This is a genomic window from Candidatus Neomarinimicrobiota bacterium, assembly GCA_034716895.1.
Taxonomy (GTDB): Bacteria; Fidelibacterota; UBA8477; order UBA8477; family JABMPR01; genus JABMPR01.
This window is the reverse complement of sequence record JAYEKW010000245.1, coordinates 44,424-56,952: the sequence shown is the minus strand read 5'-3', so window position 1 is coordinate 56,952 and position 12,529 is coordinate 44,424. Positions and strand designations below refer to the sequence as shown.

Below are 12,529 nucleotides of genomic sequence, written 5' to 3'. Positions count from 1 at the left end.
TGGGGACTTTATCAGCATGTATTTGCTCTACGCTCTGGAAAAGACGACGCAGTTCTTCTGCAGAGTTAATTCTTCGCTTGTCAGAGCCGCTCTTTATCCAAATTACCCCAGTATTGACGAAATATGGTTTGTCAATTCCATCCGGAATGGCTAGTACAATAACGGTTTTTCCTCCGCCGTGGGGAATATTCTCTGTATTAACTGTAACGGGACTTCTAACATTTTGTGAGGCCGTGTTTGCAATTAGTTGATTTATTCGCCTAACATCCTGTGATTCAAGGCCAGGGATAGTACCATCATCGGAGACACCGATTAGGATGGTACCACCATTGGCATTAGAGAAGGCTACGATTTCAGCTGCAAGGGAGGTAGCATTATTTACATCCACTTTAAATTGAAGCCTACTATCCTCACCCCTTAAGACCAGATCGTTTAACTCTTGAACATCCATCCTGTCATCCTTTCAGTATGCCGAGTGAATATGACCATCATGGAGTGGAAATGCACCTTTAAAATGCACCTATATATGAAACATGTATACTTGCTCGAAAGGAGCAATTGATTCTCAAGTAGTGCGTCTACCCTTGTAATGATATATAAATTAAACTGTTAGAAATTCCGATAATGTCTGTGGCCAAATCCTGAATGGCCAACACACAGCACTCAGTTTATTTTAGGATCGAGCAAAATCAATCAGTGGCTCCAGATCTCCTGCATCCGCTGCATGCAAAGCATCAATGTAGAGTTGCCGTTGTTCTCCAGGAGCTGTTAAGTTAAAGCGTCCCCAAGTGAAAACAGGAAGTCCGAATACATGTGAAACTAAGATATCCGCACAGAGACGTGAGTGTCTTCCGTTGCCATTTGGGAAAGGGTGAATTTGAACAAGGCGAAGTTTAAATCTGATGGCGATTTCGTCCTTTGGATATGTGTTGCTTTCAATCCAATAATTGCAATTGTCAAATAGTAGCTTCAGTTCCTGGGGAACCAGAAACTTATCGACGCCAAATTTTTAATTCTCTTTTTATAGGTTACAGCCCATTCCCAGACCCTGTCATACATCCGTTTATGTACTTCATTAATAAAATCGGCTGTAAGAATTTTACTAGAGCTAAATTTTTTGCTTTAAGCTCCATTCGACAGCAGTTTCAATATTCTGCTGTTCAAATTCATCAAGTTCTCCTCTGGTAGAGATTGTTTTAATCAACAATCCCTCTAGCTCCTCTTCTGTGAGAGATATTTGACCGTAGATGTAGTCTATGTTTAATCCCATAAATATCTCGGTGTGTCGGCCTTGATTTCAGCAGCTTTTTCCTCTATTGCCTGCTTAAGTCGTCGAGCGGAAATTTTTTGATCCTCAAGCTCCATACTTACTGATGTACGCTCAACAATTTCTCGTGGATATCGCGCCACCACTTCTAATATTCTTTGACACTATTTTGACACAGTATTAATATCGATGTTGATTTGCAGGGGGTATCCAATTACTGGAGGTACTGGAAGGGAGCTGATTTTATGATTTTCAAAAACTAATCAATTTGGATGGTGAATGAATTAAGAACCATGAGTTCAATCAAATGGTCATATATGAGTCGTTTTTTTCCTCGGGTCGGCCTCCACTCCCTTGATTTAATCACTTGATCATTGAAGCGTAACTAGCTCTGCCAGCAGAATGAACCAACAGATATCATCTCCGATTATTGTATGAAATTTATCTTCGCCTTCGGACCCTCGCCGACGCCCGGCTTATGAAGTCTGCAGAAATGAATTACAACTAATGTATTAACAGTATCTTATAGCATTTATTGAAAATACGTATACGCGTATTCAAAGGTCATGTTAACCTGTGCTAAATTATCAGGATATCAATCAGGATGAATGGTGCCTACCAACCATTCTATTTCAGTGAAACATCTACAAATCACTTATTTTTTGATAGTTGAGCTTTCATTAACCAAAATATTGCAAAGAGGATCACAATACTGAGCATTTGGATCCTTATGGGGGTCGAGAACAGCGATGATGTTAGCAAACCAGAGCTAATCAGAATTCCTTTGATCGCATAATAAATCGTCTTTGAAAATATAATTGCGAAGAAGAATTTACTGTTTTCACCATAAACAGTAAACCTTTCTGATAACAGGATTATCGAAAATACAACAAGCTCTAGGCTGATTATCATAAACTTTGGAAAAACGGGATGCCCCGTCATCAAGAATGAAAAAAGCGGAAATGTAGCTGCCAAGAACAAAACATTCTTTCTTCCAGTATAGATAATAACAGGTAATAGGAGCAACTTCATGGGATCCAGCATATATAAAGGAATAGGAAGTATATGGGCATACGAAATACTCAGATATAGCCCTGACACTACAATCATATCAATTATTAGTGTAAATGGTATTGAATGTGTCAATCTCATACTGCTTGTAGTCATCTTGATTCAACCTCACGGGGATCCATCTCTGTTTTAACCGAATTAATTATCATCGTAGCCTGGTGCTCTTTCTTCAATTGAACAAGCTTCATATCTCTTGGCAAATATGGCTTCTTCTTAATTTCGATCATTTTCATTAAATTGATCACAGGTTGCCATTCTGTCTTATGATCAACCCTGATACATGTCTTTTTTCTATTATTAGCCATGGAGTTTCAAATATTCTATCTGAAGCTATGTAAATCGATTTAAAAAAATATCAATGGAGTCAACCGGTATTTGATGATCTGTCAGTTCTGATCGTTGTGCAAATGTGTTATAACCCCAATCAGCGCAAGAGCAGTTCACCTCAGTGTTCTCTGAAACCTCAAGAACAGTTGCCACATGATCATCAATGAAATGCAATTGCTGGGGCGTAATATGTCTCTTCTGAATGATCTCCTGGAGAATCTGAGGCTTCCGGTAAACTCGAGTGGCCTGATACATATTTTCTGGTGCAAGTGTAATACCATGCGAACTGAGGATGAGTTCTACAGACAGCAAGTCCTTGGTCGTAACGATAAATACCATATCTAGATCATTGAATTGATTCAGGAAAGTTGCCATACCCGGATATAAAGGATTGAGCGCCAACCATTTTTCAGGGTTCTCCCCTTGTAGCCGCTTACGATAACCATAGAAAAGTGTTCTATACTTCTCTCGAATCAATTCATGTTCCTGTAGATATTCGTCAAACTGATTCTGAGAAGAGATCGTAATCTTTTCGTTAGCGGCTTGCAGCAAATAGACATAGTCCTCCCCCCTGCGAATAAATACCCTAGATTCTCGAAACCTCTGAATCTCCGTGTCACTGAATTTTTCCAGATCAGTTCTAAAGTCCGATAAACCCCGAAACTCTGCATAAGCGTTAAATGCTGTTACCAGGCACTCCTGAATGCTATCAGAAATTACACCATCAAAATCAAGTGCCATTAATCGGGGGATTGAAGTATCAAACATCAGAATTCTTGCGGTGTTTATTAGCGCTGCACTCGAGCTGATCCACCTTGAGCAAAAGCCTCCACTTCTTCCAACCGAGCCATAGTTACATCACCAGAAAAAGTCGTAGATAAGGCGCCGTGTGCCCATCCCAGTCGCAGGACTTCATCAAGCTCACGACCATCTAATAATCCGAAGATCAATCCTGAGGCAAAACCATCACCACCACCAATACGATCGATCACACCTAGTTCACAGGTGGGACTAATGGCTTGCTGATCCTTGGTCCAGACCACGGCACCCCATTGATGACGATTGGCTGATTCAACTTCGCGCATGGTTGTAGCAACCATTTTTACGTTAGGGAAATCTCGATTCACGTCAGACATCATCTGAAAAAACACTGAAGTGTCTAATTTTGATTTTTTCTCCACATCTGGCCCCTTAACTCCCAGTCCCAGTTGCAGATCTTCCTCATTTCCGATAAGAACATCTACATACTCGACAATTTTTTTAAAGGTTTTCTGAGCCTGCTCCAGTCCACCCATGGATTCCCAGAGTTTTCCACGATAATTCAGATCAAAGGAGGTAATTGCACCAGATTTTTTGGCAACCTTCATGGCTTCAACGATCAATTCAGAAGTAGTTTCCGAGAGAGACGCATAAATGCCACCTGAGTGAAACCAGCGGACCCCTTTATCAAAGATGCCCTTCCAGTCAAAATCGCCAGGTTTCAACATGGCTCCCGCTTCATTGGCTCGATTATAGAAAACGACGGGTGGACGAACACCATACCCCAGGTCACTGTAGACTGTAGCTATGTTGGGACCCCGGACCCCATCATGCTTAAACCATTTGTAAATGGGCTTCACACCCATTTCCTGGACTCGGGATTGAACTAACTCGCCAATACCATAATCGATCATGGCCGTTGCAATACCCGTTTTCAAGCCAAAACAATCAGATAGATTTGCTGCACAATTGTATTCACCACCAGAAACATGAATATTTACTGATCTGGCTTTTCGGAACGGGATCCGGCCTGGATCAAGCCTATGTACTAAGGAACCCAGTGACAGGAAATCCAAAGCGCAGTCATCTTGTCTAATCTTCAATTCAGCCATTATTGTAAATCCTTACATTATTAATTTTTTAGTCGATAAAGTATCTCACCTGCTTTGGGCACATACAGGATACCTTCGTCATCTCTATTCATAAATTCTTCAATTTTAATGCTTGCTGGATCTCGATAACCCAGATTGATCTTTTTGCAGGTTTCTTCTGGAATACCAGTAGCCAGGATGACATTTATTCGGGGCTTTTCAACACCATTCTCATACGTACCAACCCCTCGTACATGGGTGGAATGCGCCATAACCCCACCAGGGATATGCTTGAAATGTTCGGTTTGTTTTACAAAGTAATCACGCACATGATAGCCAATTTCCTCGATAATATCCCCGTGGGTAACGGATACTTCAGTGATGTGAGGAGCATAAATAATGAGATCACCACCATCCGCGACGACTTGTTCCAGTTTATACATGCACTTGCCACCAGTCCAAAGATCATCATACATCTCAGGAGCTCTGGATAGCACCGTATGAAATGGCTTTTCCAGGTATTTCACATTCAGTTTATCCGATAGATCCGAGGCTGCTTCCCAGGCTGCTTCTGGGGTTCCAATATATAAACCTGCCAGGTCCTGTCCCTTGACCACCAGACTCATGCACATGCGTTCAACAGGCAGAAATGCTGCTGAACGATCTACTACAGCACGCACCGGAGTATACTTATGTCCAATGATCATGGGATTGGTGATAAGCGCTCCTAGCCAATGGAACATATCAATAATTTCCTGACCAGCTAGCCCTGGAAAGAGATATTTATTTCCTCCGGAAAACCCCACCACCTCATGGGGAAAGGTTGGACCAATGATCAGGAGTAAATCATAATCGTAGACAATTTTATTGACGCTAACATCCACGGCCTCATTCATTCGTCCATCAGAAAGTAGAAAGACTTCTTCTGCGGAAAATGTTCCAGCAACTACGAGCTGATCTGAATTTTTCCATTCGTGATTAAAGAACCTGGCTTTCGGATAGCGTGACGTTCGTTCGGATTGCGTAATACCAACGCGGTGATTGATGGCTACTTCATTTAAGGGTTGATGGGTTCCCAGAGCGATAATAAAATCCAACAGTTCTACTTGTTCTGCCAACTCAGCATAAACCGTTCTGAACATGAGGTCGATGGGAGCCGTTCTGGTTAGATCCGGGATGATGCAAAGCACCTTCTTAGTACTCATATCCTTAGCTGAGAAAGCATCCTGTACAAGTTTGATAACTTCTGTTTCGGTAAGAATGTGGTCCGTAAAGCCTTTGCCTATCATTGGTTTCTCGCTTTATGTATCATAACTGTTTTACTTATCCCTTATCCCTTTTTACTTATTCCTTATCCCCTCAAACCACATAAGTTGAGGCGGAGGTAGTGCCACCGCGACCGGTCCAATTGGTATGAAAAACTTCACCACGAAGCTTGTCAACTCGCTCATAAGTATGAGCACCAAAATAATCGCGCTGAGCTTGAAGTAGATTGGCTGGCAAACGCTCTGAACGAAACCCATCGTAATAGACCAGTGCAGAACTAATGGCCGGCATGGGAATGCCTAATTCCACAGCTTTCATGACCACCCTCCTCCAGGCAGCTTGAGCATTTGTCACAGCATCCCGAAAAAATGGGTCTAACAAAAGATTGTTAAGTTCGGGATTCATTTCGAAGGCATCTTTAATCTTACCCAGAAAGACAGATCGAATAATGCAACCACCCCGCCACATCATGGCAATCCCACCATAATTGAGATTCCACTCATAGCTTGTAGCCGCAGCTCTCATTAACTGATAACCTTGGGCATAGGAAACGATCTTGGAAGCATACAGAGCTTCTTCCAGGTCAGCAATAAAAGCGGCTTTTTCACCCGTGAAGCTTGCTTCTGGACCGGTGAGTACTTTTGATGCTTCCACCCGTTCATCCTTGATGGCAGAAAGACAACGAGCAAAAACGGCTTCACCGATGAGCGTGAGAGGCATGCCCTCGTCCAATGCAGCAATAGCTGTCCATTTCCCTGTACCTTTTTGGCCTGCTGTATCCAGAATTAAATCCAGGGTTGCTTTCCCATTTTCATCACGATAACCCAGGATATCTCTAGTTATCTCGATCAGGTAGGAATCCAGTTTTCCCTGATTCCAGGTGTTGAAAACAGCCTCCATCTCTCCATTACTCATCTTTAAGCCATATTTCATCATCTGATAGGTCTCAGTGATCATCTGCATGTCACCATACTCGATCCCATTGTGGACCATCTTCACAAAATGACCAGCACCATTCTCACCCACCCATTCACAACAAGCATCCCCTTCATCTGTATGTGCTGATATCTTTTGAAAGATAAGCTTTACCTGATCCCAGGCTTTTGGTGAGCCACCTGGCATGATAGAAGGACCCAATAGAGCTCCTTCTTCGCCACCTGACACACCTGTTCCGATATAGAGCAGACCTTTGCTCTCAACGTACGCTGTCCGCCTAATGGTGTCTGGAAAATGGGAATTTCCACCGTCAATAATGATGTCACCCTGCTCAAGAAAAGGAATGATCTGATCAATAAAGGCATCCACCACACCACCAGCTTTGACCATGAGCATGACCTTACGAGGAGATTCTAGACCCTGGCAGAAATCTTTGAGACTATGATACCCCTGGATGTTCTTCCCCTTCGCTCGACCATTAATAAAGTCATCTACTTTTGAAGTAGTTCTGTTAAAACAGGCAACCTGAAAGCCTTTACTTTCCATATTGAGAATGAGGTTCTCCCCCATGACTGCCAGCCCGACAACCCCTATATTTGCTTTATTCTTTGTCAATTTTTGCTCCAATTATTCTATTTTTTTTAAATTATTATTTTTAGTTATGCTTCTATTTGAGCGGACAGGTACCCCGCCCTAACCAGGAGGGGACTATGAACTTGCACAATAGTAGGATATATTCCATTTTCTTGTTAAAGGGTATTAAACACCACTGAAAGCGGAAAACCCACCATCCACGGGGACTACGACACCAGTGATAAATATTGAAGCCGGTGATAATAACCATACAACGGTTCCGATGAGATCTTCTGGATCTCCGAAACGTCCCTGGGGTGTATGATCAATGATCTGCTTGCCTCTGGTTGTTAGCTCGCCTGTTTTCTCATCAGTAAGTAAAAAACGATTCTGATTGGTGAGGAAAAATCCAGGTGCGATTGCATTCACCCGGATTTTAGGTGAATACTCCTGAGCTAGATGCACTGCCAACCACTGGGTAAAATTGCTCACAGCTGCTTTTGCGGCAGAATAAGCAGGAATGCGTGTGAGGGGTCGAAAAGCATTCATCGAAGATATATTCAGAATAATTCCTGATTCCTGTTTGGCGATAATCTTACCAATCACCTGACTGGGCAGAACAGTGCCCAGCAAATTCAGGTCGGAAACAAACTGGAAAGCTTCTTTAGGAACATCGAAAAAGCTCAGGTCTGGACCCGTTGTTGCCTTGGGATGATTCCCACCACCCGCGTTAATCAAGCAATCGATCCGACCAAATCGATTCACAACCTCATCCGCCGCTGCTGCAATTGAATCTTCTTCCAGAATATTTGTTTTCAAACTGATGGCCTGGCCTGGTTTCTTATGAAGCTCCACCACCAATTCATCCCCTGCAATTTCATTGAGATCAAGAATGGCAATCTTCGCTCCCAAACCATACAGGGCTCTGGCCAGATCGCTGCCTAGAACGCCCGCCCCTCCGGTGATCACAATGACCTGATCATTAACATCGAATAGATTGTTCAACTCAGTTTCCTTTATCTAAAAGTTCAGGTGTTTAATAGCCAAGATAACGAGGTAAGGATTCAGTGATCCAGGGGAAGTATGTCACAGCGATCAGTACCAAAACCATGACAGCGTAAAATGGCAATAGCGCCTTCGTTAAGCCCCCAATTGTTGTTTTTCCGATCCCGCAGCCCACAAAAAGAACCGAGCCAACAGGTGGTGTCGTCAAACCGATACTTAGATTGAGAACCATCATAATCCCAAAATGCAGAGGACTGATTCCCAGTTCCGCCACGACGGGTAGAAAAATTGGCGTGAAAATCAGGATGGCAGGGGTCATGTCCATAAAAGTACCAACAACCAACAACACCAGATTAATGATCATGAGAATGACAATTTTGCTCTCAGTCAATGATACCAAGGCCTGACTAATATTTTGGGGGATGTTTTCGTAGGATAAGATCCAGGACATGGCGGAAGATGTGCCAATCAGCAACATGACAATAGCTGTCGTCTCAACTGTTTTCAGGAGAATCTCTGGCAATTGAGACGGTTTAATCTCGCGATAAAAAACCACTGATAACAGGAGTGAGTAGAGCACAGCAATTGCACTGGCTTCCGTGGCAGTGAAAATTCCGGCAATAATCCCTCCAATGACGATCACGATAAGCATCATACTTGGTATGGCATCTAATAATTTCTTTACACCTGGTAAAAATGCAACCCGCTCACCCCTGGGATATCCACGGCGTTTTGCCAAAAAAGCAGCGACCAGGATCAAAGCGATCCCAATCATAATCCCGGGAACGTATCCAGCGATAAACAACGCTGCAATTGAGATTCCTCCACTGGCCAGGGAATAGACAATAAGAACATTACTTGGAGGGATTAAAAGCCCTGTGGTTGAGGCAGTTACAGTTACCGCTGTGTTAAAGTTCCTATCGTATCCTTCCTTGTTCATGATGGGGATCATAAACCCACCAATGGCTGATGTTGCAGCAACAGCCGAACCAGATATCGCACCAAAAAACATACAAGCCAGGACATTCACATAAGCCAGTCCCCCGGGTAACATCCCCACCAAAACTTTTGCAAATTCAATCAAGCGCCTAGCAATGCCCCCACGCCCCATGAGCTGTCCAGATAGAATAAAGAAGGGAATTGCCAAGAGTGCAAAACTATCAATTCCTGTGGCCATTCTCTGGGCCACCGTGGTTATTGCTGGTCCCATGGGAATGGTAAATAGCATAGTAAATGTGGTGGAAAGACCAATACTGAAACCAATGGGAACGTTCAGGCCCAGCAAAACGACAAAACTAATAATGAGAACGAGAATTGACATATCCATCAGCTTGTCTCCTCCCCATGAGTAATGAGATGCAGCGCTTTTAAGATGAAATCGCTGGAATAGATGATCATAATCGATCCACTCAAAGGCAACACCAGATATATGTATCCCATTTTGATACCTAATGAAGCAGAAATTTGATCCAGGTTGAAAGTAAGCGAGACCAGACGAATGCCCCCGATGACCATAATCAGCAAGGCAAAGAGAATGACCAAAAGATAGATTCCAATAATAAGCAGCCCTTTTGCTCTTCCCTCCAGCTTGGTAGACAATAGATCAATCCCCAAGTGGGCTCGGGTCCGCAAGGCATAACTGGAGCCCAGAACACCAATCCAGATGAGCAGAAATCGGGCTAATTCTTCGGTGTAGGAACTCGGTGTTGACATGAGGAAGCGGGTAATAACCTGCCAGGTCACTACCAGGACAATAAATGCCATAAGACTGATCAGAAAACGACTTAAGGCTTTATCAAGAAGTGTGATAAGTGTATTCATCCCTCGTCCCTTCCACTGGTATCAAGTGCAGCTATTTCCTGAATGAGATCATAGATGGCTGTTCCTCTGTAGCTTTCATGCATGTCTTTTACTGATTGTTGAAAGTTGACTTTTTCAGGTTGTATAATCTGCACCCCGGCCTTGACAAGTTCTGCCAAAGCATGGTCTGTAGATTTCTTCCATAGTCGGCGTTGGTAGGTCACGGACTCGTTTACAGCTTCCTGGAGCCAAGTCTGCTGTTGAGAAGACAGTGATTCCCATACGACCGTACTGATAAGGAGGATATCAGGGACACTGGTATGTTCATCCAAAGAGTAATATTTACAGACTTCATAATGCTTTGAGAGAAAAAAACTAGGGGGATTATTCTCGGCACCATCTACAACCCCTTGTTGCAAAGCCGTATATAGCTCACCCCAAGAAATAGGTGTCGCCGAACCACCAAGAGCCTGGACCATTTTTACGGCTGTCAGACTCTTCATAACACGAATTTTCAGACCCTGCAAATCAGTTGGACTGTGAATTGGAGTTTCCTTTGTGTAAAAACTACGACTACCCGCATCAAAATATCCTAAGCCACGTAACCTGAAGTCCTGCCCAGCCAATAGGATATCCTGCCCGATGGGACCTTGGAGTATCTGCCATAAATGCGCTTCACTGGAAAAAACATAGGGAATACTGAACAGTTTCATTTCGAGGACAAATGATTCCATGGGACTGGCAGACACTTTTGTCATAGCCAGACTACCAATCTGAAGTAACTCGATGAGCTCTCGTTCTGCCCCTAATTGTCCACTGGGGTAGATGTCTAATTGCATCTGTCCGGCGGATTTTTCAGTCAATCTTTCGGCCATGTATTCCATCGCCTGGTGTACGGGATGACTGGGATCCAGTCCATGTGCGAGTTTGATAATTTTTACGTCCTGATCCTGGGAGCAGCTTACAAGAGACATACTTAACAAGAGGAGGAGTATATTAAAACGAGTGTACATAAGTCACCTACAGGTTATACGCATGCTTAGCCAGATCGTAGGCCATTGCTCTACTCATTATCCTGGCATCTGCCATGTCAATCCGGTGTGAAGCAACTAGAGTTGCCAGATAATTCGAATCAACCCTCCGACTGAGGTCGTGTCGGGCAGGGATGGACATCAGAGCACGGGTATCGTCATTAAAACCCACAGTATTGTAGATCGATGCAGTTTCTGTGGTCATTTGACGAAACCGCCTCATCCCTTCAATACTATCATTGAACCACCAGGCGGGTCCTAATTTCAGCGCTGGATAGTGGGCAGCTAGAGGAGCTAATTCTCTCGTATAGTTCGATTCATCCAGAGTAAAGATGATCAATTTCAGATGAGGATCATTACCGTAAGCATTTAATAGTTCGTATAAGTTTTTTGTGTATTCCGTTTGCGTTGGAATATCCCCACCCATATCCGCTCCAAACAACTCGAAAACTTGTTTATTATGATTTCTGAAGGACCCTGGATGGATTTGCATGACCAAGCCATCCTCCATGCTCATCCGAGCCATCTCCATGAGCATATGTGCTGTAAATGCTTGAGCATCTGTAGGATCAGCGGTTCCCTTCAAGGCTTTGCTAAAAAGACTATTGGCCTCCTGATCAGATAATCTGTGAGTATAGGGACTCAATACGCCATGATCTGTGGCTGTGGCACCCAGGCTCTTAAAAGTCTTTCTACGCTCCTCTAAAGCAGCAATATATGCAGTATAAGAATTTATCTCAATGCCAGCCAGCTCACCTAAATAAATGATAGTTTGCTTCCAATCAGTATCCAGAATATCAATTACTGAATCTGGACGAAAGGTAGGAATCACCTTCCCCTTCCATCCTGAATCAAGTATATCCTGATGAAATTCAAGTGTATCTGTTACCCGATCAGTTGTGGCAATTACCTCAATATTAAAGCTTTCGATAATGCTTCTAGGTAGAAAATCAGGGGATTTCAGTGCCAGGTTGATCTGCCGATAAAACTCTGTGGATGTATTCTCATCCAGGGTTTCATTAATACCAAACACATCATGGAAAACATGATCGAACCAAGAGCCTACAGGTGTCCCGGAAAATAAGTAATAATGTTTGGCAAATAAATCCCAGACCTTACGTGGATTTTGTTCCACTGGACTTCCATCTGACCTGGCAATGCCCAAATCTTCAAAGGCAACCCCCTGTGAGTATAGCATCCGCAATACATAGTGATCAGGCGTTATCAGCAGATTAGTGGGATCGCTAAAGGGTTTATTCTCGGCAAACCATTTGGGGTCAGTGTGTCCATGGGGAGAAATAATGGGTAGATTTTTAACCCCATCATATAATTCGTGGGCCATATTCCTGATTGCATAATTTGGATCGAAGAAACGGTGTGGATGTAATCTGGAACCCATCATA

At 43.3% G+C, this 12,529-nt stretch carries 11 protein-coding genes and 1 pseudogene; all 12 read right to left on the bottom strand.

Features of this window, described 5'->3' with window-relative positions; all coding sequences use genetic code 11:
• Positions 1 to 451: ATP-binding protein (locus U9Q77_13605; GenBank protein ID MEA3288392.1), on the bottom strand; the 451-nt coding region annotated here is incomplete at its 3' end.
• Positions 452 to 673: 222 nt separating this feature from the next.
• Positions 674 to 994, bottom strand: a pseudogene (locus U9Q77_13600) (Fic family protein).
• Between the two features lie 1,436 nt (positions 995 to 2,430).
• Complete coding sequence (locus tag U9Q77_13595) at positions 2,431 to 2,643, bottom strand: hypothetical protein (protein MEA3288391.1); 213 nt, start codon at positions 2,641 to 2,643, stop codon at positions 2,431 to 2,433.
• Positions 2,644 to 2,668: 25 nt separating this feature from the next.
• Complete coding sequence (locus tag U9Q77_13590) at positions 2,669 to 3,433, bottom strand: HAD family hydrolase (protein ID MEA3288390.1); 765 nt, start codon at positions 3,431 to 3,433, stop codon at positions 2,669 to 2,671.
• A gap of 20 nt (positions 3,434 to 3,453) precedes the next feature.
• The gene (locus tag U9Q77_13585; GenBank protein ID MEA3288389.1) at positions 3,454 to 4,536 is read right to left on the bottom strand and encodes a sugar kinase; all 1,083 of its coding nucleotides are present in this window, start codon (positions 4,534 to 4,536) and stop codon (positions 3,454 to 3,456) included.
• Between the two features lie 20 nt (positions 4,537 to 4,556).
• The gene (locus U9Q77_13580) at positions 4,557 to 5,804 is read right to left on the bottom strand and encodes a lactate racemase domain-containing protein (GenBank protein ID MEA3288388.1); all 1,248 of its coding nucleotides are present in this window, start codon (positions 5,802 to 5,804) and stop codon (positions 4,557 to 4,559) included.
• 70 nt (positions 5,805 to 5,874) lie between these two features.
• Positions 5,875 to 7,332, bottom strand: coding sequence for a decarboxylating NADP(+)-dependent phosphogluconate dehydrogenase (gene gnd / locus U9Q77_13575; GenBank protein ID MEA3288387.1), 1,458 nt, complete (start codon positions 7,330 to 7,332; stop codon positions 5,875 to 5,877).
• 144 nt (positions 7,333 to 7,476) lie between these two features.
• Positions 7,477 to 8,295, bottom strand: a complete 819-nt coding sequence (locus U9Q77_13570; protein MEA3288386.1) for an SDR family oxidoreductase — start codon at positions 8,293 to 8,295, stop codon at positions 7,477 to 7,479.
• Between the two features lie 31 nt (positions 8,296 to 8,326).
• Positions 8,327 to 9,622 carry a TRAP transporter large permease gene (locus U9Q77_13565; GenBank protein ID MEA3288385.1) on the bottom strand — a complete coding sequence of 432 codons (1,296 nt, stop codon included), beginning with the start codon at positions 9,620 to 9,622 and terminating at the stop codon, positions 8,327 to 8,329.
• Positions 9,622 to 10,116, bottom strand: a complete 495-nt coding sequence (locus U9Q77_13560; GenBank protein ID MEA3288384.1) for a TRAP transporter small permease — start codon at positions 10,114 to 10,116, stop codon at positions 9,622 to 9,624. Before U9Q77_13560 ends, U9Q77_13565 begins: the two co-directional genes overlap by 1 nt.
• Positions 10,113 to 11,108: a TRAP transporter substrate-binding protein gene (locus U9Q77_13555; GenBank protein ID MEA3288383.1), complete on the bottom strand. Its 996-nt coding sequence runs from the start codon at positions 11,106 to 11,108 to the stop codon at positions 10,113 to 10,115. The genes U9Q77_13560 and U9Q77_13555 overlap by 4 nt, the downstream gene beginning before the upstream one ends.
• A gap of 7 nt (positions 11,109 to 11,115) precedes the next feature.
• Positions 11,116 to 12,528, bottom strand: a complete 1,413-nt coding sequence (gene uxaC / locus U9Q77_13550; GenBank protein ID MEA3288382.1) for a glucuronate isomerase — start codon at positions 12,526 to 12,528, stop codon at positions 11,116 to 11,118.
• Between the last annotated feature and the right edge of the window lies 1 nt (position 12,529).

Coding starts and splice junctions, on each gene's coding strand:
- U9Q77_13565 (MEA3288385.1), bottom strand. CDS start 9,622: ATGGATATGTCAATTCTCGTTCTCATTATTAGTTTTGTCGTTTTGCTG.
- U9Q77_13585 (MEA3288389.1), bottom strand. CDS start 4,536: ATGGCTGAATTGAAGATTAGACAAGATGACTGCGCTTTGGATTTCCTG.
- U9Q77_13590 (MEA3288390.1), bottom strand. CDS start 3,433: ATGTTTGATACTTCAATCCCCCGATTAATGGCACTTGATTTTGATGGT.
- uxaC (MEA3288382.1), bottom strand. CDS start 12,528: ATGATGGGTTCCAGATTACATCCACACCGTTTCTTCGATCCAAATTAT.
- U9Q77_13555 (MEA3288383.1), bottom strand. CDS start 11,108: ATGTACACTCGTTTTAATATACTCCTCCTCTTGTTAAGTATGTCTCTT.
- U9Q77_13580 (MEA3288388.1), bottom strand. CDS start 5,804: ATGATAGGCAAAGGCTTTACGGACCACATTCTTACCGAAACAGAAGTT.
- U9Q77_13595 (MEA3288391.1), bottom strand. CDS start 2,643: ATGGCTAATAATAGAAAAAAGACATGTATCAGGGTTGATCATAAGACA.
- U9Q77_13560 (MEA3288384.1), bottom strand. CDS start 10,116: ATGAATACACTTATCACACTTCTTGATAAAGCCTTAAGTCGTTTTCTG.